The 23,736-nt window shown below is 53.9% G+C and carries 22 protein-coding genes; 21 read left to right on the top strand and 1 reads right to left on the bottom strand.

The window, feature by feature from the left end; all coding sequences use genetic code 11:
- Nucleotides 1-131 precede the first annotated feature (131 nt).
- The 11 genes from rpoE to acpS all read left to right on the top strand — a co-directional run bounded on the left by rpoE (nt 132) and on the right by acpS (nt 9,302).
- The gene (gene rpoE, locus FH974_RS02475) at nt 132-710 is read left to right on the top strand and encodes an RNA polymerase sigma factor RpoE (protein WP_047886846.1); all 579 of its coding nucleotides are present in this window, start codon (nt 132-134) and stop codon (nt 708-710) included.
- A gap of 23 nt (nt 711-733) precedes the next feature.
- Nucleotides 734-1,390 (top strand): RseA family anti-sigma factor, encoded by a 657-nt coding sequence (locus FH974_RS02480; RefSeq protein ID WP_047886847.1) that lies wholly within the window; start codon nt 734-736, stop codon nt 1,388-1,390.
- A gap of 31 nt (nt 1,391-1,421) precedes the next feature.
- A complete protein-coding gene (rseB, locus tag FH974_RS02485; RefSeq protein ID WP_047886848.1) occupies nt 1,422-2,393 on the top strand; it encodes a sigma-E factor regulatory protein RseB in 972 nt (323 codons plus the stop codon).
- On the top strand, nt 2,390-2,887 hold the full coding sequence (locus FH974_RS02490; protein ID WP_047886849.1) for a SoxR reducing system RseC family protein: 498 nt from the start codon (nt 2,390-2,392) through the stop codon (nt 2,885-2,887). The genes rseB and FH974_RS02490 overlap by 4 nt, the downstream gene beginning before the upstream one ends.
- Nucleotides 2,888-3,016: 129 nt before the next feature.
- Nucleotides 3,017-4,813: a translation elongation factor 4 gene (lepA, locus tag FH974_RS02495; protein ID WP_047886850.1), complete on the top strand. Its 1,797-nt coding sequence runs from the start codon at nt 3,017-3,019 to the stop codon at nt 4,811-4,813.
- 175 nt (nt 4,814-4,988) lie between these two features.
- Nucleotides 4,989-5,888: a signal peptidase I gene (gene lepB / locus FH974_RS02500; protein ID WP_047886851.1), complete on the top strand. Its 900-nt coding sequence runs from the start codon at nt 4,989-4,991 to the stop codon at nt 5,886-5,888.
- A gap of 10 nt (nt 5,889-5,898) precedes the next feature.
- Nucleotides 5,899-6,573, top strand: a complete 675-nt coding sequence (rnc, locus tag FH974_RS02505; protein ID WP_047886852.1) for a ribonuclease III — start codon at nt 5,899-5,901, stop codon at nt 6,571-6,573.
- Nucleotides 6,570-7,475, top strand: coding sequence for a GTPase Era (gene era / locus FH974_RS02510; protein WP_047886853.1), 906 nt, complete (start codon nt 6,570-6,572; stop codon nt 7,473-7,475). Before rnc ends, era begins: the two co-directional genes overlap by 4 nt.
- 8 nt (nt 7,476-7,483) lie before the next feature.
- Entirely contained in the window at nt 7,484-8,194 is a 711-nt protein-coding gene (gene recO, locus FH974_RS02515) for a DNA repair protein RecO (RefSeq protein WP_047886854.1), read from the top strand.
- Nucleotides 8,191-8,922, top strand: a complete 732-nt coding sequence (pdxJ, locus tag FH974_RS02520) for a pyridoxine 5'-phosphate synthase (protein ID WP_047886855.1) — start codon at nt 8,191-8,193, stop codon at nt 8,920-8,922. Before recO ends, pdxJ begins: the two co-directional genes overlap by 4 nt.
- On the top strand, nt 8,922-9,302 hold the full coding sequence (gene acpS, locus FH974_RS02525) for a holo-ACP synthase (RefSeq protein ID WP_047886856.1): 381 nt from the start codon (nt 8,922-8,924) through the stop codon (nt 9,300-9,302). Before pdxJ ends, acpS begins: the two co-directional genes overlap by 1 nt.
- A gap of 178 nt (nt 9,303-9,480) precedes the next feature.
- Here acpS and barA read toward each other — a convergent pair whose 3' ends face one another.
- Entirely contained in the window at nt 9,481-12,273 is a 2,793-nt protein-coding gene (barA, locus tag FH974_RS02530) for a two-component sensor histidine kinase BarA (RefSeq protein WP_047886857.1), read from the bottom strand.
- Nucleotides 12,274-12,428: 155 nt separating this feature from the next.
- Here barA and rlmD point away from each other — a divergent pair, with 155 nt between their 5' ends.
- The 10 genes from rlmD (at nt 12,429) to surE (ending at nt 23,735) form a co-directional block, all read left to right on the top strand.
- Nucleotides 12,429-13,745, top strand: coding sequence for a 23S rRNA (uracil(1939)-C(5))-methyltransferase RlmD (gene rlmD, locus FH974_RS02535; protein ID WP_047886858.1), 1,317 nt, complete (start codon nt 12,429-12,431; stop codon nt 13,743-13,745).
- A 31-nt stretch (nt 13,746-13,776) separates the two neighbouring features.
- Nucleotides 13,777-16,002, top strand: a complete 2,226-nt coding sequence (gene relA / locus FH974_RS02540) for a GTP diphosphokinase (RefSeq protein WP_047886859.1) — start codon at nt 13,777-13,779, stop codon at nt 16,000-16,002.
- An 88-nt stretch (nt 16,003-16,090) separates the two neighbouring features.
- Entirely contained in the window at nt 16,091-16,906 is an 816-nt protein-coding gene (gene mazG, locus FH974_RS02545; protein WP_207103475.1) for a nucleoside triphosphate pyrophosphohydrolase, read from the top strand.
- Nucleotides 16,907-17,117: 211 nt separating this feature from the next.
- A complete protein-coding gene (locus FH974_RS02550; protein WP_047886860.1) occupies nt 17,118-18,758 on the top strand; it encodes a CTP synthase in 1,641 nt (546 codons plus the stop codon).
- 80 nt (nt 18,759-18,838) lie between these two features.
- The gene (eno, locus tag FH974_RS02555) at nt 18,839-20,140 is read left to right on the top strand and encodes a phosphopyruvate hydratase (RefSeq protein WP_047886861.1); all 1,302 of its coding nucleotides are present in this window, start codon (nt 18,839-18,841) and stop codon (nt 20,138-20,140) included.
- A gap of 228 nt (nt 20,141-20,368) precedes the next feature.
- Nucleotides 20,369-20,641, top strand: a complete 273-nt coding sequence (gene ftsB / locus FH974_RS02560; RefSeq protein WP_047886862.1) for a cell division protein FtsB — start codon at nt 20,369-20,371, stop codon at nt 20,639-20,641.
- A 45-nt stretch (nt 20,642-20,686) separates the two neighbouring features.
- Nucleotides 20,687-21,385 (top strand): 2-C-methyl-D-erythritol 4-phosphate cytidylyltransferase, encoded by a 699-nt coding sequence (gene ispD, locus FH974_RS02565; protein ID WP_047886863.1) that lies wholly within the window; start codon nt 20,687-20,689, stop codon nt 21,383-21,385.
- On the top strand, nt 21,385-21,858 hold the full coding sequence (ispF, locus tag FH974_RS02570) for a 2-C-methyl-D-erythritol 2,4-cyclodiphosphate synthase (protein ID WP_047886909.1): 474 nt from the start codon (nt 21,385-21,387) through the stop codon (nt 21,856-21,858). The genes ispD and ispF overlap by 1 nt, the downstream gene beginning before the upstream one ends.
- A 64-nt stretch (nt 21,859-21,922) precedes the next feature.
- Entirely contained in the window at nt 21,923-23,008 is a 1,086-nt protein-coding gene (gene truD, locus FH974_RS02575; protein ID WP_047886864.1) for a tRNA pseudouridine(13) synthase TruD, read from the top strand.
- On the top strand, nt 22,989-23,735 hold the full coding sequence (gene surE, locus FH974_RS02580) for a 5'/3'-nucleotidase SurE (RefSeq protein ID WP_047886865.1): 747 nt from the start codon (nt 22,989-22,991) through the stop codon (nt 23,733-23,735). The genes truD and surE overlap by 20 nt, the downstream gene beginning before the upstream one ends.
- Nucleotide 23,736: the final 1 nt, after the last annotated feature.

A 23,736-nucleotide genomic window follows, 5' to 3' on the forward strand; every position in this document is an offset into this window, starting at 1 on the left:
GAATGGGCATGCAGGCTTTCCCCTTGCTGAGTCGAGGCGGTTGCCGCATCAGGCATGGGGAAGTTAACGCAGTGCAAACGACCAATACGGATGAAATATCGAGTGAAACAGATATAGGAGTACACGCTCGGATGAGCGAGCAGCAAACTGATCAGGTATTAATCGAGCGGGTACAGCGAGGCGACAAGCAGGCTTTTAATTTGCTGGTTATGAAATACCAGAATAAGGTTTGCAACTTAGTGGCCAGATATGTCGGTAACTCCGGTGATGTGCCGGATGTTGCTCAGGAAGCCTTTATTAAAGCGTATCGTGCTCTGCCGACGTTTCGCGGGGAAAGTGCTTTTTATACATGGTTGTACCGTATCGCCGTGAATACGGCTAAAAATTATTTGGTGGCCCAGGGGCGCCGTCCGCCGGCAACGGATGTGGATGCTGACGACGCGGAATATTTCGAAAATGGCAATGCCCTGAAAGAAATTTCGAACCCTGAGAATCAAATGTTGTCTGATGAATTAAAGCGGGTTGTTTTCAGTACCATTGAGGCATTACCTGACGATCTGAAAACAGCGATTACGTTGCGCGAGCTTGACGGCCTGAGCTACGAAGAAATCGCTGAAGTGATGGATTGCCCGGTTGGAACTGTGAGATCTCGGATATTCCGTGCGCGAGAGGCGGTCGAGAAACGTATTCGTCCCCTTTTACAGCGTTAGTGTTGGGCCAAACGGTGAACAAGATGGCTGATAAAGAAAAGATTTCGGCATTATTAGATGGCGAAGAGCTGGATCAGAGCATTATCAATGCATTGGCAGTCGATGACGACAGCCAGCAGACCTGGCAGCATTTCAACCTGATTGGTGATGTGATGCGCGGGGAAGCACCGCAAAACAAGGATTGGGATATTTCGGCAAGGGTTGCACTGGCACTGGATAACGAGCCAGCCCACACCGGCGTAGCTGAATCTGTTGCAGAACCAGCACCTGTGGTGCAGATCGCAACGGCACGTCAGGCGCGGGAAGTCGAGACTCAGCCATCTCCTCAGCAGGCAAAACGTACCTTGCCAGCCTGGTTTACTCAGGTAGGGCAAGTGGCCGTCGCCGCGTGTGTGTCGCTGGCGGTGATTGTTGGGGTGCAGCAGTACAATGGCGGGGAAGAGAACCTGGGTGCAGGTGATTCTCAGCTATCTGTGCTGGAAACCATCCCGTTTGCCGGTACAGCCGAACCGGTTAGCCTGACAGCGGATTCAGTAAACCGTCGTCACGCAGGTCCGACAGAAGAGCAGGTCATGGAACAGCGCCGTCGTATCAACGCTATGCTTCAGGATTATGAGCTGCAATTACGCCTGAATGCGGAAGACGGTACCATTGACCGTACATTGCTTGAATCGAATTAAGCTTGAACCGAATTAAATTGTTGGCGGGTAAATGAAAAGATTTCTGGTCGGTGTGATGACACTGGTCAGCCTTGCGATGCCATTGCAAGCCTCTGCTGAAGAAACCGCTTCTTCGGCCGAGGCTTTGTTGCATCAAATGGATGAGGCTAGCCGTGAACTCAGCTATGAGCTGTCGTACATCCTAATCAAGAAAAACAGTATTGAACCTCTGCGCTATCGTCATGCGCTGGAAGATGGCGAGGTTTTTGCGCATCTGGTGTACCTCAGCGGCCCGCCGCGCGAAGTGATTCAGCGTGGGCACGAAGTCAGCTACTTCGAGCCCGGACTGGATCCTTTCACGATCGAAAGCAACAAAATGGTGGCACCTCTGCCGCCGATCATGCGTACCAACATTGACGAACTGGCCAGTTACTACGATTTTATCTCTATGGGACGGGCCCGTGAGGCCGGTGTCGCCTGCGATGTGGTGCGAATTGCGCCGAAAGACGGGGCACGTTACTCCTACCTGTTGTGGATTGATACCCGCAGTAAGCTGGTCATGCGTGCCGACTTGCTGGACCGTGACGGTGAGCCGCTGGAGCAGTATCGCGCGGTGTCTTATGTGATCAATTCCAAAGTGGGCGACGTATTGAAAAGCCTGAAGACGGTGGAACTGCCTGCCGTGGTTCAGTTGCCGCCGCAACCTCAGGCGGAGCTGGACTGGAAAGTCAGCTGGCTACCGCAGGGATTTGAATCCGTGTCCCGCAACCGCCATCGTCTGATGATGACCGAGCGTCCGGTTGAGAGCAAAATGTACAGCGATGGGCTGTTCAGTTTCTCGATTTATATTTCAGCCGCTGACCATTTTACCGTGCGTGAGCAGCTGGTTCGTCAGGGGCGTCGTACCTTGCACAGCTACATGCTGCAGGACAAAGAAGTCACCGTGGTGGGAGATATTCCCCCTGCGACGGCCCGGCGGGTAGCAGAATCCGTAGTCTTTGCCGACGGCGGTAAAGCACAATGATGCGCTCTTTGGCGACGGTAGTGGCTGTCGAGACCGGGCGGATCACCGTCAGTTGCCAGCAGCAGACCAGCTGCGGCAGTTGTGGGTCCCGTGACAGTTGCGGAACCGGCATCGTCTCCAAGGCATTGCCGGGGCGGCGTCACGAAATCACGATCGCCACCCGGGAAAAAGCCAGCGTCGGGGATACGGTTGAAATCGGGCTGTCTGAGCGCAGTATGCTTCAGTCGGCTCTGTTAGTGTATGTGTTGCCGCTGCTCGGCCTGGTACTGGGTGCCATTCTCGGGCAGTGGTGGTTTGTGTCGCTGGCCGGCGGCGGTGAGCTGGGTGTGATTGTGACTGCACTGGGATTTGCCGGGGCCGGGTTATGGCTGGCGCGTCGTCTGGCCACCCGCCTGGAAGGCGACAGTGCCTATCAGCCGACCCTGATTCGCGTGTTGGGGACACCGGTTTCAGCCAGCCTGGCGATAAATGCTATACCGAAAGATAGCGACTAGCGGCGAAATTCTGTAGAATCCTCCAACTTGATCGTAGGGTCGGTTTACCTTTGGGGTTATGGAACGAAGCCAAAGGTAAACGGACTCTATGTCTCATTCATTTTAATCACGAGTTAGTCACGCCAATTCATGAAGCACATTCGTAACTTTTCGATTATTGCACATATCGACCATGGTAAGTCGACCTTATCCGACCGTTTGATTCAAGTCTGCGGTGGCCTTTCCGATCGTGAAATGGCAGCCCAGGTTCTTGATTCCATGGATCTAGAACGTGAACGTGGTATTACCATCAAGGCCCAGAGCGTGACGCTCGATTACAAGGCCAAAGATGGTGAGACCTATCAGCTGAACTTTATCGACACCCCAGGACACGTTGACTTTTCATACGAAGTATCGCGTTCGCTGGCAGCCTGTGAAGGGGCTCTGCTGGTGGTGGATGCAGGCCAGGGGGTGGAAGCCCAGACATTGGCGAACTGCTACACCGCGATTGAAATGGATCTGGAAGTTGTGCCGATCCTGAACAAAATCGACCTGCCAGCGGCGGATCCTGATCGTGTAGCCGAAGAGATTGAAGAAATCGTCGGCATTGATGCGATGGAAGCGACCCGCTGTTCCGCTAAGACCGGCCTGGGTGTAGAAGATGTACTTGAGAACATCGTTTCTGCGATCCCGGCACCGGAAGGCGACCCGGATGCACCACTGCAGGCGCTGATCATCGACTCCTGGTTCGATAACTACCTGGGCGTTGTTTCTCTGGTTCGCATCAAGAACGGCGCACTGAAGAAAAACGACAAGATCAAAGTCATGAGCACCGGCCAGACCTGGGGCGTTGACCGTCTGGGTATCTTCACACCGAAGCAAGTAGACAAAGACGTGCTGAAGACCGGTGAAGTGGGCTGGGTGGTTTGTGGTATCAAAGACATCCTGGGCGCACCTGTAGGTGATACCCTGACGCTGGCGAAAAACGGTTGTGACAAACCGCTGCCGGGTTTCAAAAAAGTGAAGCCGCAGGTTTATGCCGGTCTGTTCCCGGTTTCGTCTGATGACTACGAGAACTTCCGTGACGCACTGGGCAAACTGAGCCTGAACGATGCTTCGCTGTTCTACGAGCCAGAAAGCTCGGCGGCACTGGGCTTTGGTTTCCGTTGTGGTTTCCTTGGCATGCTGCACATGGAAATCATTCAGGAACGTCTGGAACGCGAGTACGACCTGGATCTGATCACCACGGCTCCAACCGTAGTGTACGAAGTGAAGAAAACGGACGGCACAACGATTTACGTCGACAGCCCGGCGAAATTGCCAGCGGTGAATGATATCGATGTAATCGGTGAGCCAATTGCCCGTTGTAATATCCTGGTGCCGAGTGAATACCTGGGTAACGTCATCACGCTGTGTGTTGAGAAGCGTGGTATGCAGGTAGACATGGTTTACCACGGTAACCAAGTGGCACTGACTTACGACATTCCAATGTCTGAAGTGGTACTGGACTTCTTCGACCGCCTGAAATCGACCTCTCGCGGTTATGCGTCTCTGGACTACAACTTCCAGCGCTACGAAGAATCCGACATGGTACGTGTGGATATTATGCTGAACGGCGACCGTGTTGACGCTCTGGCGATTATCACGCACAAAGGTAATGCGCAGAATCGCGGTCGTGATCTGGTTGAGAAAATGAAGGAATTTATTCCTCGTCAGATGTTCGATATCGCGATTCAGGCCGCTATCGGTAACCATATCATTGCTCGTTCAACGGTTAAGCAGCTGCGTAAGAACGTTATCGCCAAGTGTTACGGCGGTGACGTGAGCCGTAAGAAGAAACTGCTGCAGAAGCAGAAAGAAGGTAAGAAACGTATGAAGCAGATCGGTAACGTCGAACTGCCTCAGGAAGCTTTCCTGGCAATTCTGCACGTGGGCAAAGATAAGTAATACTCGTAACCCATTGTTATTGGTGGACGCATATTCTAAACGATTGCTACCATTAGCGGTGTACACTAGTAACAATGACAATGCAGCAGGCTCCTCTGCTGCATTGTCGTATCGAGCGGACGCGTGCGTTCTCATCACACGCGGCAGCCTGATAGCAAGTTAAGTAGGGAATAGAATGGCAAATATTTTTTCGCTTATTCTGGTGCTGGCGACGCTGGTAACCGGAATCATCTGGGCTTTGGATAAATTTATCTGGGCGCCGAAACGTCAATTAAAAATTGAGGCAGCGGCGGTCAATGCCGGCGGACAGGTTGATGCTAAAACCCTACAGACCGTGGCACCGCAACCGAGCTGGGTCGAATCTGCCAGCTCTATGTTTCCGGTGATCGCGCTAATTATGGTATTTCGCTCATTTATTTATGAGCCGTTCCAGATCCCATCCGGTTCAATGATGCCGACATTATTGGTCGGGGACTTCATCCTGGTTGAGAAATTTTCTTACGGTCTGAAAGATCCGGTCTTCCGTCACCAACTGGTGGAAACCGGTGAACCTGAGCGTGGGGACATTGTGGTATTCAAATTCCCGCCTCAGCCGAATATCGACTACATCAAGCGTGTTGTTGGCCTGCCTGGCGATACCGTGCGCTACAGTGCTCACAAGCAACTGTGCGTGGCGGTGAAAGGCTCTGCCGAATGTCAGCCGGTACCGCTGACTGACATGACCGACAGTGAATTCAGCCAGGGCATGACTCGTCTGGTCCAGTTCGATGAAAAGCTGGGTGAACACGAGCACAAAATTCTGGTGCATCCGCTTAAGCGTGATCGCACGCTGGCTTACCAGCCACGTCCGGGCGTGAACGAGTGGGTGGTGCCTGAAGGACACTACTTTGTGATGGGTGATAACCGCGACAACAGTGCTGACAGCCGTTACTGGGGCTTCGTGCCTGAAGCGAACCTGGTGGGCAAAGCGGTCGGGATCTGGATCAGCTTTGAGTTTGAACGAGGTGCGGACAGTGCACTTCCATCTTGGATTCCTACCGGTGTGCGATTCAATCGCATCGGTGGCATAAACTGATCGGGAAAAAATGACCACTCCTGTAAACAGACTCCAGCGCAAGCTGGGCTATGAATTTAACAATCTTGATTTACTGACTCTGGCACTGACACACCGCAGTGCCAACGGAACACACAACGAGCGTCTGGAATTTCTGGGTGACTCGATCCTGAGTTTTGTGGTGGCTGATGATCTGTACCACCGTTTTCCGGCGGTAGACGAAGGCGACATGAGCCGGATGCGTGCCACGCTGGTACGCGGCAAAACCCTGGCCGAGCTTGGACGCGAGTTTGAGCTGGGCGATCACCTGCTGCTGGGCCCGGGCGAACTGAAGAGTGGCGGTTTCCGCCGTGACTCGATTCTGGCGGACTGTGTGGAAGCCATTATTGGTGCGATTTACCTGGACAGCGACATTGAAAATGTCCGTGCGATTGTCCTGCGCTGGTATCAGTCTCGTCTGGAAACGATCAAGCCGGGCATCAACCAGAAAGATCCGAAAACCCGCCTGCAGGAATGCCTGCAAGGCCGTCGTCAGCCCCTACCGGCTTACACGGTCACTAAGGTACAGGGCGAAGCTCACAATCAGGAATTCACGGTACAGTGTGAAGTGGCAGGCCTGGATAAGCCTGTTATCGGTAAAGGCGGCAGTCGGCGCAAGGCAGAGCAGGCAGCGGCAGAAATTGCGCTTAAGCAGTTGGAATCATGACAGAGAAGACACATTGCGGCTTTATTGCCATCGTTGGCCGGCCGAATGTCGGTAAATCAACGCTTCTGAACCGTCTGGTAGGACAAAAACTGTCTATTACCTCTCGTAAGCCTCAGACGACGCGCCACCGTATTATGGGGGTGGACACTCGTGACGGCTATCAGGCTGTCTACGTTGATACTCCCGGGCTGCACATCGAAGAAAAGCGTACCATTAACCGTCTGATGAACCGGGCGGCCAGCAGCTCGCTGACCGACGTGGAACTGGTCCTGTTTATGGTGGATGGCACCATCTGGACCCCGGACGATGAAATGGTGCTCAACAAGCTGATGAAGTCTCAGCTGCCGACCGTGCTGCTGGTCAACAAGGTTGATAACGTCAAAGAGAAATACGATCTGTTCCCGCACCTTCAAGAGCTGGCGAACAAGATGGAATTCGTTGACGTAGTACCGGTTTCTGCCAAGCACGGCACAAACATTGAGGCGGTCGAGAAGATCGTGCGTAAGCACCTGCCGGAATGCGAATACTACTTCCCGGAAGAGTACGTGACGGACCGTTCACAGCGCTTTATGGCGTCAGAGATCATCCGTGAGAAACTGATGCGTTTCACTGGTGACGAGTTGCCGTATTCGGTGACGGTGGAAATCGAGCGCTTTGACTACAACCCAGATACCGATGGCTTTGATATCAATGGCCTGATCCTGGTTGAGCGCAAGGGCCAGAAGAAAATGGTGATCGGCAAAGGTGGCGATAAAATCAAAACCATCGGCCGTGAAGCCCGTCTCGATATGGAAGATCTGTTCGAGCGCAAGGTGTACCTGGAACTGTGGGTGAAAGTGAAGTCCGGTTGGGCGGACGACGAACGCGCACTGCGTAGCCTGGGCTATATTGACGATCTGTAAGGGCCGCTATGGAAGGGCTTCAGCGCTGTTTTGTCCTCCACTCTCGTCCTTACAGTGAGACGAGCCTGATCCTTGATGTCTTCAGCGAGGACTCAGGCCGAATTACCCTCCTGTCAAAAGGGGCGCGCCGTAAGCGCTCCAACCTCAAAGGGGCGCTACAACCGTTTACGCCCCTTTTTATGAAATGGTCGGGACGCGGCTCCATGCTCGTACTGACCTACGCCGAACCTATCAGTATCGGTTTGCCGATGCGCAGCTATATCCTGTACTCTGCGATGTACGTCAACGAGTTACTGGCTCGCGTCTTGGAAACCCATACACCATACCCGGTGCTGTTTCTGGATTACCTGAATGTGCTGCGTGAGCTGGCACAGGCGGAGAATCCAGAGCCAGCATTGCGACGCTTTGAACTGGCCTTACTCGATCATCTGGGCTATGGCATCGATTTTCTGCATTGTGCTGGCAGCAGCCTGCCGGTTGAAGATACGATGACGTATAACTACCGCGAGCAGCGGGGCTTCATTGCCTCATTAACTATCGGGCAACTGACCTTTACCGGCGAACAGCTAAAAGCGATTGCCGCCCGGCGGTTTGAAACCCCGGAACAGCTGCGCGCGGCCAAGCGTTTTACCCGCATAGCCCTGAAGCCATATCTTGGCGGCAAACCATTAAAAAGCAGGGAATTGTTTATCCCTAGAGGAAGGAGTACCGGAAAATGAACAACATCTTACTCGGCGTGAATATTGACCATATTGCGACCTTACGTAATGCCCGTGGTACCCGCTACCCGGATCCGGTGCATGCGGCGGAAGTCGCAGAGCGCGCCGGGGCTGACGGGATCACGATTCATTTGCGTGAAGATCGCCGCCATATTACCGATCGCGACGTACGCATTTTGCGTGAAACCATCCAGACCCGCATGAACCTGGAAATGGCCGTGACCGACGAGATGGTGCAGATTGCGCTGGAAACCCAGCCGGAATTTGTTTGTCTGGTACCGGAAAAACGTGAAGAGCTGACCACTGAAGGTGGTTTGGATGTGGCTGGCCAGCTGGAAAAAATCAAAGCAGCGACCGAGAAACTGACTGACGCTGGGATCAACGTGTCACTGTTCATTGATGCTGACCGTACCCAGATTGATGCGGCGGTAGCATGTGGTGCTCCTTATATCGAGCTGCATACCGGTCACTATGCCGATGCGGAAACCGAAGCTGAGCAACAGGCGGAGCTGAAGAAGATCGCTGCCGCAGCCAGTTATGCGCACGATCAGGGCATCAAAGTGAATGCCGGTCATGGCCTGACTTACCACAACGTGAAGCCGATTGCGGCGCTGCCTGAGCTGTATGAACTGAACATCGGTCACGCGATTATTGGCCGTGCGGCGTTTGATGGCCTGCAAAAAGCTGTCGCTGACATGAAAGCGCTGATGCTGGAAGCTCGCGGCTAATGGCGATTGTCGGGCTGGGAACGGACATTGCTGACATTGCGCGCATCGAGGCGGTGTATGCCCGCAGTGGTGCGCCGTTTGCCGAGCGTGTGCTGACCCCGTCTGAGTTGGCGATTCTCAGTGGCCTGAAACAGCCTGCGCGCTATCTGGCCAAGCGGTTTGCGGTGAAAGAAGCTGCCGCCAAGGCGCTGGGAACCGGGATTGCCTGCGGTGTGTCGTTTCAGGATTTTACCGTCAGTAACGACGAGCGGGGTAAGCCGGTGCTGACCCTGTCCGGTAAAGCGGCGGAACTGGCGGCACGGATGGGGGCTAACCATGTGCACCTGACTATTGCTGACGAAAAGCAATATGCCGTGGCAACCGTCATTCTGGAGTCCTGAATCACTCCCGTTTGCCAACAACGGCAATATGTCACGAGCAGCCAGCCAACAGCATGGCAACCCCAATCAAAAAGAACCCCAAACAAAAAGCGAGCCCTCGGGCTCGCTTTTTTTATATCACGGCTGACAGAGGCCGGGTTCAGTCGGCTGTCTGCCGAATGTGGCCAATGGCGACGCGCTACGGCCGGTAGCGCTTTGACGCTTTGACGACGTTGTTCATTTCATCCACCAGTTCAAACAGCTCAGGCTCGATGTCTCTGATGCTGGCTCCGGCTTTCAGCTCCGTCTCAATCCTATGGCACAGGTTCTTCAGGCGCGGAACCCCGCTGTAGGCACAGCTTCCATGCAGTTTATGAATAGGCGGCCAGAGGTCGATTTCCTTGCCGTCCAACGCCTCGTTGACCAGCATTTCCACTTCCGGCATGAAATCCAGCAGCATCTGGAGCATGTCCCGCGCCAGATCTTCTTTGCCAGCCGCTTGCTTGAGGGCCAGATCCCAGTTCCAGCTGATATTGGGGTCTGCGGTGACTGCTTGTTCGGTACTGCTTTCCGGATGGTGCGCTTCCGTCAGGCCAGTGCCGTTAGCCAGCCCGTTGTCTGGGTGGCTATCGTGCGCGCTGGTCCATTTGGCCAGCATCTGCTCCAGAATCGGCTCTTCAATTGGTTTGGTGAGGTAGTCGTCCATCCCGGCTTTAATCAGGCGTTCGCGCTCCCCGGCCATGGCATGGGCGGTGACCGCAATCACCGGTGTCGTGTGGTTAAGCTCGGTCTTGTGAATTTCCTGGCAGGCGGTCACGCCGTCCATCTCCGGCATCTGGATATCCATGAAGACCAGATCAAAATGCTTCTGGTGGGCATACTCAACGGCTTTTCTGCCGCCGGTGGCGGTGATCACTGTCTCGACCCGCTCGCTCAGCAGGGCAGAGATCAGCTTCAGGTTCGCCGGGTTATCATCCACCGCCATGACCGTGATCGGCAGAATGCGCGGGGCCGCCTGTGGAATCGGCAGACCTTCCGGCTCGCCCAGCATATCCGGCTCGGTCACCAGGGTTTCGTACAGCTTGCGGTGGCCCAGCGGTTTCGGCAGGCAGGCGGTCACCCCGGCATTGAGCAGCCGCTCGGACAGAGCCAGCTCGGTAGTTGGCAGGGTGACAATCACTTTGTCACTGATTTGCTCTGCCTTGAATACCATGTCCAGCACACTGGCCAGCGGTGGCTGTTCGCCCGGCGACAGGTTCAGCAGGGCAAAATCGTGGTGCTCAGCCTCGTCCGGCATGGTCGAACGATAAGTCACATGGATGCCGGCACGGATCAGACGTTGCTGAATCACCGAGGCCGCCTGCATGTTAGGCTCTATCAGCAGCAGCTTGCGGTTCATCAGTGAGCTGGTGTCGATAGGCTGCGAGACCGGCAGATCGGTCTTGGTCAGACGCAGGCTGAACCAGAACGTGGAGCCCTGGTGCAGGCGGCTGGTCAGGCTGATCTCGCCGCCCATCTGGGTGACCAGTTTCTGGGTGATTACCAGCCCCAGACCGGTTCCGCCGTAACGACGGGAAATGCTGGCATCGGCCTGGCTGAATGCCTGGAACAGCTGGGCCTGCTGGCGTTCGGAAATCCCGATCCCGGTATCCCGGACCATAAACTGCAGATCGATGTTTTCTTCACGGTCAGCTTTCACTTCTACCGCGACATCAATGTTGCCGCGTTCGGTGAATTTCACTGCGTTACCGATCAGGTTGGTCAGAACCTGCTGAATACGCAGCGGATCGCCAATCAGGCCGGTCGGAATCCGGTTATCGACTTTCAGAGTTAGCTCCAGACCTTTCTCATGAGCACTTGGAGCCAGCAGTTTCATGACTTCATCAAGTGCATCGGTGAAGTCGAACGGAATGTTTTCTAGCAGCAGCTTACCTGCCTCAAGTTTCGAGAAGTCGAGGATGTCATTGATGATGGTCAGTAGATTGTTAGCTGATTTTTCAATGGTTTGCAGGTAGTCCTGCTGGCTGGTGCTGAGCCGGGTCTTGAGCATCTGACGGGTGAAGCCGATGACCCCGTTCAGCGGGGTACGTAGCTCGTGGGACATGTTAGCAAGGAATTCCGATTTAACCCGGGCGGCCTCCTGGGCACGTTTCTTGGCAATATCTAGTTCGACGTTCTGGATTTCCAGCTGCTCCAGGGTTTCCCGTAAATCCGAGGTCGCCTGGTCAATACTCTGCTGCATTTCAATGTGGTATTCCGACAGCGATATGGCCATCGCATTGATCCCGTTTTTCAGGGTGTCGAGTTCGCCCAGTAACTGGCCTTCAATCCGGACATCAAGGTGACCGCGGCGGATCCGGTCGACCACGCTCACCATGTGGGAGATAGGCCGGGTCACGTCTTTCATCAGGCGGTAGGCAAACAGCGACGAGAGAGTCAGGCCGAACAGCAGCACCATCAGCGCGGTGAAAATTTCCTGGTATTGCTGCAGACGCAGGGCGCTGAGATCCAGCTCCAGCGCGATATAGCCCAGCGTTTCTGCCTGATAGCCCGGCAAGGAGGAGTTGTTAAACTGGCCCTCGCGCAGGATCGGTGCCCGCAGAATCAGGTTGTTCTCATTGAGCTGGGTTTCAAGCAGCATCGGGAACGGCTGGTCGTCCGGGTACATCAAGGCTTCGAAATTGCGGTGAAAGTTTGAGGTGACAAACAGCTCGTTATTGTTGGTGAAGACCGCAATGCTGCGCACAATCTGGGAATGCTTGCGGTGGGCGTAGCTGATCAGGCGACGAACTGCCTCCCGGTTGTGATCGGCCATGCCGTATTCCGTGGAGATCGCCAGGGGTTCGATGATGCTGGCACCGGTTGAGATCAGCTGATGCTCCAGATCGCGATAGCGGCTCATGGTAAAAAAGGCACTCAAAAGCAGGCCAATAATCAGCGTCGGTGCTAATGTCAGGGTGAATACCCTGGCACGAAGTCCATATTTGGTCATGGTTCTCTTAATTACAAGAATGCGATTCTGTGGGAGAATTGTCGCCCAACTATGGTCGTTAGCTTAATGAAACCAAGGCTGTTCGACAATCAACGAATTCCAAACTGTCGGAAATATCACTCAGTTTGGCGAATCTGATCCGTGAGTCCGAAACAATGGCACGCTTTTTCAAGCCTCAGAAACGAAAATTAACTGATACCAAACACAAAGAAATCACTATCAGCCGTCTGGATCACCTGGGGGCGGGTATCGGCCACCTCGATCGCAAGCCGGTGTTTGTTCCCGAAGCCCTGCCGGGAGAAAAGGTGGTTATTCAGTTAACCGAGGACAAAAAACAGTTTGCCCGCGGCAAAGTGATGCGTCGGCTGAATGACAGTGCGTCTCGGGTGAAACCGGCCTGTCCGCTGTATGCGCAGTGCGGTGGCTGTAATCTGCAGCACCTGTCCCATGAGGGGCAAATCGCGGCCAAACAGCAGGCGCTGGGTGAACTGATGGGCAAATTTGCTAAGGCGGGTAGCATTGAACAGGTTGCGCCGATTGTCAGCCAGCCGTGGCACTACCGCCGTTGTGCCCGGTTTAGCGTGATGCCGGCGGGTAACGGCCTGCAAATCGGGTTCCGTAAAAAACAGAGCAAAGACATTGTCGATGTGGCGCATTGTCCGGTTCTGGCTGAATCTCTCAACGCGCTGTTACCGGCGCTGCGCGAACTGCTGACGTCGCTTAAAGGGCGCAGGCATCTTGGCCATGTGGAACTGGTGGAGGCCGACAACGGCCGGGTTGTGTTGATTCGTCACCTGCAGCCATTTTCTGACACAGACATGACGGCACTCCGTCAGTTTGCTGACCAGCACCAGCTAATGTTATACCTGGCACCAACGTCCGATGCTGTAGATAGCATTTCTGGCCCGGTTCCGTATTATGAACTGGACGGCCAGCAGCTCTTTTTCTCACCGAAAGACTTTATTCAGGTAAACCGGGATGTGAACCAGCAGATGGTGGCACAGGCGATTGACTGGCTGGATCTTCAGCCGGGTGACCGGGTGCTTGACCTGTTTTGCGGGCTGGGGAACTTCAGTCTGCCGCTGGCCAAGCGGGCCCGGGCGGTCGTCGGGGTTGAAGGTGTCGATGAAATGGTGGAAAGGGCAGGGGAGAACGCGGCGCGTAATCAGTGCGACAATGCTGCATTCTACCAGGCCAATCTGGAAGATGACGTGACTACAAAGAGTTGGGCGCAAGAACAATTCAATAAAATTCTGCTCGACCCTGCGCGTGCCGGTGCAGCCGGTGTGATGCAGCATGTCGTTAATCTGCACCCGGAAAAGGTGGTGTACGTTTCTTGTAATCCGGCGACGTTGGCCCGAGACAGTCAGGTCTTGCTGGAGCAAGGTTATCAGTTGGAAAAACTCGGTATGATGGACATGTTTCCGCATACCGGGCATTTAGAATCAATGGCGCTGTTTACCAAGCGGTAGCCGCCATTCACGTAAAACACAGGATAGAAAAATGGTCGCAGTTCGCGGTGCGCACTTAAAGGAAAATGATACATTTGAGCTTTCATCTTGGGTCGAAAGCCTCAAGCAGGACGCCGGTGTGGCGGAGCGGATCAAGCAGACTTATCAGCGTTGTACCGATCTGACCGCTAACATCGAGTCAGCGCCACTGCTGTTATGGCGTGGCCGTGAGATGGTGGAGATCCTGGTGACCCTCAGCATGGACAAGGATACCCTGACAGCGGCATTGCTCTTCCCGCTGGTGGAGGCGCGTGTCTATCCTCTGGACAAGTTGAAGGAAGATTACAGCAGCACGATTTTACAGATGGTGACCGGGGTCCGTCAGATGGCGGCGATCGGTCAGCTCAACGCGACTAAGGATGGCGCGGAGCAGTCGGTACAGGTTGATAATATCCGCCGGATGCTGCTGTCGATGGTGGATGACTTCCGTTGCGTGGTCATCAAGCTGGCTGAGCGAATCTGCCACTTGCGCGAAGTGAAAGATGAGCCGGAAGAGGTTCGCCGTGCTGCGGCGAAAGAGTGCGCCAATATTTACGCCCCGCTGGCTAACCGGCTGGGTATCGGTCAGCTCAAGTGGGAGATCGAAGATTACGCCTTCCGCTACCAGCACCCGAATACTTACAAGCAAATCGCCAAGCAGCTGTCGGAGCGCCGCATTGACCGCGAGCACTATATTGAGCATTTCGTGACGGATCTGCGTGAGTCGATGAAGGCGTCGCACATCAAGGCTGAAGTGCAGGGGCGCCCAAAGCACATCTACAGCATTTGGCGGAAGATGCAAAAGAAAAACCTGGCCTTTGATGAGCTGTTTGACGTCCGTGCGGTGCGGATTGTCGCGGATGAAATCCAGGATTGTTACGCCGCGCTGGGTATTGTGCATACCAAATACCGTCATCTGCCGAAAGAGTTTGATGACTATGTCGCCAACCCGAAGCCGAACGGTTACCAGTCTATCCATACCGTGGTGATCGGCCCGGAAGGCAAAACCATTGAAATCCAGATCCGTACCAAGCAGATGCACGAAGAGTCGGAGCTGGGGGTTGCGGCGCACTGGAAGTACAAAGAGAGCGGCTCTTCATCCGGCGGTGCGCGTTCTGCCTATGATGAGAAAATCAACTGGTTGCGTAAACTGCTGGCGTGGCAGGAAGAAATGTCCGATTCCGGCGAAATGCTGGAAGAGCTGCGCAGCCAGGTTTTTGATGACCGCGTTTACGCCTTCACCCCGAAAGGGGATGTGGTGGATCTGCCGCTGAACGCTACCCCGCTGGATTTCGCATACCATATTCACTCGGAAGTGGGCCATCGCTGTATCGGGGCCAAGGTGGAAGGGCGTATCGTACCGTTCACCTACCACCTGCAGATGGGCGATCAGGTCGAAATCATTACTCAGAAAGAGCCGAACCCCTCGCGGGACTGGCTGAACCCGAACCTGGGCTTTGTTAATTCCAGTCGGGCGCGGGCCAAGGTACATGCCTGGTTCCGTAAGCAGGATCGCGATAAGAACATTGCCGCCGGACGGGAAATTCTGGAAACCGAGCTGGTGAAAATCGGCGCGACCCTGAAAGATGCCGAAGCCTATGCCCTGAAGCGCTTCAACGTGAATTCGCCGGACGAACTGTATGCCGGGGTCGGCAGTGGTGATCTGCGTATTAATCAGGTGATCAACCACATCAATGCGCTGGTCAACAAGCCGACGGCTGAAGAAGAAGATCAGCAGTTGCTGGAGAAGCTGGTGGAAGCCGGCAACAAAACCAGCAAGAAACCGCGCCGTGATGCGGTGGTGGTGGAGGGGGTGGATAACCTGATGACCCACCTTGCCCGCTGCTGTCAGCCGATTCCGGGCGATGACATCCAGGGCTTTGTGACTCAGGGACGTGGCATTTCGGTGCACCGCAGCGACTGTGAACAGCTGGAAGAGCTGCGCCATGTGGCGCCAGAGCGTATCATTGATGCGGTCTGGGGTGGCGGTTTTGTCGGCAGTTATAACATTACCGTCCGGGTTGTGGCTTCTGAGCGCAGCGGTTTGCTGAAAGAGCTGACCAACACCTTCTCTAACGAAAAGGTCAAGGTGGCCGGCATGAAGAGTCGGGTCGACTTCAAGAAACAGCTGTCGATCCTCGACTTTGATTTGGAACTGACCAATATCGATGTCCTGGGCCGGGTGCTTAAACGCATCGAACAGGTGAAGGATGTGGCTGAAGCCAGACGTCTGCACTAACACTCAGCAATCAAAAGCGGGAAGCCACGGCGGCCCGCTTTTGTTTTTAACCGTTCCACTGAACCATTCAACCGAGACTCCAGCTACCATGAGTAACGCGAAACCTGCTCCGATCGAGCAACTGATTGACATTATGGCCACCTTGCGCGACCCGCAGCAGGGATGCCCGTGGGATCTGAAACAGACTTTTGCCACCATCGTGCCGCACACACTGGAAGAAGCGTACGAAGTGGCGGACGCCATTGCCCAGCGAAACTGGGATGACGTGCGAGAGGAGCTGGGCGATTTGCTGTTTCAGGTGGTGTTTTACAGCCAGTTGGGCAAAGAGCAGGGGCTGTTTGATTTTGACCAGGTTGTGGCCGGCATTAACGATAAACTGATCCGCCGTCACCCTCATGTGTTCAGCCAAACCGAGTTTGCCGATGAGTCGGCCATTCATGCTAACTGGGAAGCGGAAAAAGCCAAAGAGCGTGCTGCCAAAGGTGAGGATCACAGTGTGCTGGCAAATATTCCCCTGGCGCTGCCAGCGCTGAGCCGGGCAGAGAAAATCCAGAAGCGCTGTGCCAGTCATGGCTTTGACTGGGAGACACTCGGGCCGGTGGTCGACAAAGTGCGTGAAGAGATTGAAGAAGTGATGGAAGAAGCCGTTCAGGCCACGCGGGATCAGGATCGCATTGAAGAAGAAATGGGGGATCTGCTGTTCGCGGTGGCCAATTTAAGTCGCCACCTTAAGGTCAAACCGGAGCAGGCGCTGGCCCGGGCTAACCAGAAATTCGAGCGCCGGTTTCGCCAAGTTGAACAAACTGTGCTAGAACAAGGAAAGCAACTTGACGACTGCAGCCTGGAGCAGCTGGATCGCATCTGGGATGAGGTAAAAGTGCGGGAGAAAAAGGGCACATGGTAAGTGCAAACAGGGCTTGCCATACGGGGAATCAGGGCGTTATCTGATCAACATTGTTATTATTAACGCCCCTGACAGGCAGAATTGATTTGAAACAAAAAAAAACCAATCCTGCTGTGATAGTTTTCACGTTGTGGCGATAAAGTGTGTCTGGTATACTAATTTCCCGTCCAGATACTTTTTATATCCTCTATACCAATCTTCCAGGTAAAACATGACAACGAATTACATTTTTGTTACGGGCGGGGTCGTATCCTCACTAGGTAAAGGTATTGCTGCAGCCTCTCTTGCGGCTATTCTAGAAGCTCGTGGTCTGAAAGTGACCATGATGAAGCTTGACCCTTACATCAATGTTGACCCAGGCACAATGAGCCCAACTCAACACGGTGAAGTATTCGTAACGGAAGACGGTGCAGAGACTGACCTAGACTTGGGTCACTACGAGCGTTTCATTCGTACCAAGATGACGAAACGCAACAACTTTACAGCAGGTCGCGTGTATGCCGACGTACTGCGTAAAGAGCGTCGTGGTGACTACCTGGGCGCCACTATTCAGGTTATCCCTCACATTACCAATGCCATCAAAGAGCGCGTGATCGCAGGTGCGGAAGGCCACGACATCGCAATCGTTGAAGTTGGCGGTACTGTTGGTGATATCGAATCACTGCCGTTCATGGAAGCAATCCGCCAGTTGGCGGTTGAACTGGGCCGTGAGCGCGCCATGTTCACTCACCTGACACTGGTGCCATACCTGGCAGCAGCAGGCGAAGTGAAAACGAAACCAACTCAGCATTCTGTAAAAGAACTGCTGTCTATCGGTATTCAGCCAGATGTGCTGATTTGCCGTTCTGACCGTATGATCCCAGCCAACGAACGTGCCAAGATTGCGCTGTTCTGTAACGTGCCGGAGAAAGCGGTTATCTCAATGAAAGACGTAGATTCAATCTACAAGATCCCACAACTGATTAAAGCTCAGGGTCTGGATGATCTGGTATGTCAGCGTTTTGGCATTACAGCACCAGAAGCCGATCTGTCTGAGTGGGAACAGGTTATCTACGAAGAAGCCAATCCGACCGCTGAAGTGACCATCGGTATGGTGGGCAAGTACATCGAACTGCCAGACGCGTACAAGTCAGTGAACGAAGCGTTGAAGCACGCCGGCCTGAAAAACCGTCTGTCAGTGAAAATCAAATACATTGATTCTCAAGACGTAGAATCAAAAGGTACTGAAGTACTGGAAGGCCTGGATGCAATCCTGGTTCCGGGTGGCTTCGGTAACCGTGGTATCGAAGGCAAGATCATGACTGCTAAGTATGCTCGCGAGAACAAGATCCCTTACCTGGGTATCTGTCTGGGCATGCAGGTTGCTCTGATCGAGTTCGCTCGTAACGTCGCTGGTCTGGAAGGCGCGCACTCAACTGAGTTCAACCCTGAATCAGCGAACCCTGTTGTTGGCCTGATCACTGAGTGGGTTGATAACGAAGGTAAAGTTGAAGAGCGTACAGAGAAGTCTGATCTGGGCGGTACAATGCGTCTGGGCTCACAGCTGTGTCACCTGATTGATGGCACGAAAGCGCGCGAGCTGTACGGTAACGCGACGATTCACGAGCGTCACCGTCACCGTTATGAAGTGAACAATCACTACATCCCGCAGTTGGAAAAAGCGGGTCTGAAAATTTCTGGCCTGTCGGCGGACAAGAAGCTGGTGGAAATTATCGAGAACCCTAACCATCCTTGGTTTGTGGCTGCTCAGTTCCACCCTGAGTTCACTTCAACCCCTCGCGACGGTCACCCGCTGTTTGCCGGCTTCGTAAAAGCCGCTGGCGAAAACCAGCGCGGTGAGCTAAACAAGTAAGGATTACGGATAGCTGTAGCGGTAAGAGCTACAGCTATTTTTTTAGCTTTTAAATTGAAGATAAAGCAAGAGGAAACACAATGTCTAAGATCGTTAAAGTTCTAGGTCGTGAAATTATCGATTCACGTGGTAACCCTACTGTTGAAGCGGAAGTTCACCTGGAAGGCGGTTTCGTAGGTATGGCGGCTGCACCATCTGGTGCATCAACTGGTTCTCGTGAAGCTCTTGAGCTGCGCGACGGTGATAAGTCTCGTTTCCTGGGTAAAGGTGTACTGAAAGCTGTTGAAGCAGTTAACGGCCCAATCGCTGAAGCCCTGATTGGTAAAGACGCGAAAGCACAAGCTGACATCGATCAGATCATGATCGACCTTGACGGTACTGAAAACAAATCTAACTTCGGTGCGAACGCAATTCTGGCTGTTTCTCTGGCGAACGCTAAAGCAGCAGCTGCTGCTAAAGGCATGCCTCTGTACGAGCACATCGCTGAGCTAAACGGTACTGCTGGTCAGTTCTCTATGCCTCTACCAATGATGAACATCATCAACGGTGGTGAGCACGCAGACAACAACGTAGACATCCAAGAGTTCATGATCCAACCAGTTGGCGCGAAAACTCTTAAAGAAGCTCTACGTATCGGTGCTGAAGTATTCCACAACCTGGCTAAAGTTCTTAAGTCTAAAGGCTACAACACAGCTGTTGGGGACGAAGGTGGTTTCGCTCCTAACCTTAAATCTAACGCTGAAGCTCTAGAAGTTATCGCAGAAGCTGTTGCAGCTGCTGGTTACGAGCTAGGCAAAGACGTTACTCTAGCTATGGACTGTGCGGCTTCTGAGTTCTTCGACAAAGAAGCTGGCATCTACAACATGAAAGGTGAAGGAAAAACTTTCACTTCTGAAGAGTTCAACCACTACCTAGCTGGCCTAGTTGCGCAATTCCCAATCGTATCTATCGAAGACGGTCTAGACGAGTCTGACTGGGATGGTTTTGCACACCAAACTCAACTTCTAGGCGACAAGATCCAACTAGTTGGTGACGATCTATTCGTTACAAACACTAAGATCCTAGCTGAAGGTATTGAGAAAGGCATCGCTAACTCTATCCTGATCAAGTTTAACCAGATCGGTTCTCTGACTGAAACTCTGGCTGCAATCAAGATGGCGAAAGACGCTGGCTACACAGCGGTTATCTCTCACCGTTCAGGCGAAACTGAAGATGCAACTATCGCTGACCTGGCGGTAGGTACTGCAGCGGGCCAAATCAAAACCGGTTCTATGAGCCGTTCTGACCGTGTTGCTAAGTACAACCAGCTGATCCGTATCGAAGAAGCACTGGGCGAACGTGCTCCTTTCAACGGTCTGAAAGAAGTGAAAGGCCAGGCGTAATCGTCTGTCTCTGACACCTGGGCATCTTGCCTGAGATGGAAACCGCCTCACTGAGGCGGTTTTTTTATGGGCGAATAAGAGCCAGGCGCTAGAGTCAAAGTGCGCTTTGTGGGATTATTACAGGCTGACTGCCTGTCTGATGAATCGTATGAAGCAACCGCATTTCAGGCTGTTAGCTGAGAGGGGTTGCTTCATATTCTGATTTAACAATCGTTGCCGGAGAGAGGAATGCGTCTGTTTACCTTGCTGCTGCTGATGGTTCTCGGCTGGTTACAGTATGATTTCTGGTTGGGTAAGAACGGGATGATGGACTACCTGGCGGTACGGGATAACGTTGTACTGCAAAAACAGGCGAATGCTGAGCTGCAACAGCGTAATCAGCAGATGTATGTCGAAATCCATGATTTGAACCGTGGTCAGGAAGCCATTGAAGAACGTGCCCGTAACGAGCTGGGCATGCTTCGACCGGGAGAAACCTTCTTCCGAATCGTGAGCCCGTAATCGGTGCCGCCGTTCTGGCAGTGCCTGCGTCAGTGAAAGATACCCATGAAAGAAAGTTTGATTGCAGTCGTACCGGCTGCCGGGGTCGGGAGCCGGATGGCCGCTGACCGTCCGAAACAATACCTGCAGATTGCCGGTAAGACGATCCTGGAACACACGGTTGACCGCCTGCTGCAACATCCGCAAATCACTCGCGTGGTGATTGCAATCAGCAAAGATGACCCTTATTTCCCAACGTTGCCGCTGGCAACGGACCCGCGTATTGAACGTGTGAACGGTGGGGCTGAGCGGGCCGATTCGGTGTTTGCCGGATTAGCCGTCGTGGCAGATCCAGCGGCATGGGTACTGGTGCATGATGCTGCTCGCCCGTGTTTGCATCCGGAGGATCTGCAGCGCCTGATTGATGAAGCTCAGGCCAGCCCGTACGGGGCGATTCTGGCCGCGCCGGTACGCGATACCATGAAACGGGGCAATGGCGATGGCGCGATCTCGTCAACGGTCGACAGGGCTGATCTGTGGCATGCCCTGACGCCACAAATGTTTCGGGCCGGTGTCCTGAAGCAGGCGCTGGAACAGGCTTTAGCGGCTGGTGCCGTCGTGACGGATGAAGCGTCGGCGTTAGAATATTGCGGTCAGATGCCCATCCTGGTGAAAGGGCGCGCCGATAACCTGAAGGTCACTCAACCTGAGGATCTGGCACTGGCGGAATTTTATTTAGCAAAACTACTGGGGGATCCAGCATGATGCGAATCGGACATGGCTTTGATGTACACAAGTTTGGTGGCGAAGGGCCGGTTATCATTGGCGGGGTGGCGGTGCCTTACGAGCAGGGTTTGATTGCTCACTCTGACGGTGATGTCGCCTTGCACGCTGTGTGTGATGCGCTGCTGGGCGCAATCGGGGCCGGAGATATTGGTCGCCATTTCCCGGATACAGATGCCGAGTGGAAAGGGGCGGACAGCCGTTTTCTGCTGCGTGATGTATACAGTAAAGTGAAGGCCAAGGGCTATCGCCTTGGCAACCTGGACGTCACTATTATCGCCCAGGCACCCAAAATGGCACCGCATATTGACGCGATGTGCCAGGCAATCGCTGACGATCTGGAAACGGATATCAGCAACATCAATGTGAAAGCGACCACTTCTGAGCGACTGGGTTTTACCGGGCGCAAAGAGGGCATTGCCTGTGAAGCAGTGGTTCTGATCATTCAACAATAATGACTGTAATGAGGGGGTCGCTGATTGGGTGGCCGGCGCCTCATTGCAACGCGATGGTATTACTATGTCTGGTATTATGGACAACTTCAGCTGGCTTTACGGTAAACCCAGCTGTCAGGGTCGGATCAAAGTTGAACCTGAAGACTTTATCGTAAACGAAAATCTTGGCTTTGATTTCGCTGGTCACGGCGAGCACTTCATGGTGAAAATCCGTAAAACCGGTGAGAACACCAAATATGTTGTGAACGAACTGGCAAAAGCGTGCGGCGTGAAGTCGCGCGATGTCAGCTGGGCGGGCCTGAAAGATCGCCATGCCGTAACGGAGCAATGGCTGAGTGTTCACCTGCCGGGCAAGCCGGATCCGGATCTGACTCAGTTTGTGGCTGAGCACCCGGGAGTCGAAGTGCTGGAAACGGCCCGCCATGATAAGAAACTGCGTCCAGGCGATCTGAGCGGCAACTGGTTCCAGTTACGCCTGCGCGATTTGGATCAGCCAGAGGCGGTGCTGGAGCGACTGACGCACATTGCTGCTCACGGGGTTCCCAACTATTTTGGCGAGCAGCGCTTTGGTCATAGCGGCAATAACGTGGTTAAAGCCCGTGCCTGGGGTAACGATGAGTTCCGGGTACGCGATAAAAGTAAGCGCAGTTTCTACCTGTCTGCAGCACGCTCCTGGCTGTTCAACATGATTCTGTCGGCGCGTATTGAACAGAAACTGGTACATACTGTTATGGCAGGCGACTGGCTACAGCCGGGCTCTGATGCCGGGCTGGAAAGCGGTATGACGGGTCACTTAGTGGAAGATGTGGCCGCTGCGCAGCAGGCTGTTGATGACAGCAGTTGGCTGCTGACCGCCCCAATGATGGGAGATAATGCCCTGCCGACAACAGGCGAGGCTGAAGCGTTTGAAATGGCGCTGGTCGAACAGGAACCACTGCTGCTGAAACTGATTCGGGATAACCGGATGCGCCATGAGCGTCGCCCATTGTTGCTGAAGCCAACGGATATGGCTTGGGCGCAGGAAGGCGATCAGGTGACAGTCTCATTCTCTCTGCCTGCCGGCTGCTTTGCCACGGCGGTTGTCCGGGAATTGATGCTGGAGCCGGAGCTGGAGGACAAGGAAAATAACAATGAGAATTCTGATCAGTAACGATGACGGGATTTTTGCCAGGGGAATTAATACCCTGGCATCAGTGCTGAGTGAGCTGGGGGAAGTGACAGTTGTGGCCCCGGATCGCAATCGCTCGGGGGCGTCTAATTCGCTAACCCTGGATTACCCGTTGCGTATTCGCGAAGAGGGTGAGCGTCGGGTGTCTGTGGAAGGCACCCCGACCGACTGTGTGCACTTTGCCCTCAATGAGTGGTTGGCATACCGGCCTGACGTTGTCGTGGCCGGAGTCAATCACGGTGCCAATCTGGGGGATGACGTCCTCTATTCCGGTACCGTTGCGGCGGCAACCGAGGGGCATTTCCTCGGGGTGCCGGCGATTGCGGTTTCACTTGTCGGTGATACACATTTTGAAACGGCAGCGCAGGTGGTCAAACAGATATTGCAGAACATGCAGACGCGCCCGCTGCCGACCAATAAAATTCTTAACGTCAATGTTCCTGACGTACCGATGAATGAACTGGGTGATTGGCAAGTGACTCGCCTGGGGGCTCGCCACCGAGCGGAAAACATGGTTAAAGGTGTGGATCCTCGCGGCAAGCCGCTGTATTGGCTGGGCCCGCCGGGAGCCTGCCAGGATGCCGGGCCGGGTACCGACTTCTACGCGATCGAACAACGGTGTGTATCGATTACTCCATTACAGGTAGACCTGACGGCGCATGATTCGCTCGGGGCCATCCGGGAGTGGATTCATCAGGAGAAAAATTGAG

The organism is Photobacterium ganghwense, assembly GCF_017329545.1.
GTDB classification, from domain to species: domain Bacteria; phylum Pseudomonadota; class Gammaproteobacteria; order Enterobacterales; family Vibrionaceae; genus Photobacterium; species Photobacterium ganghwense.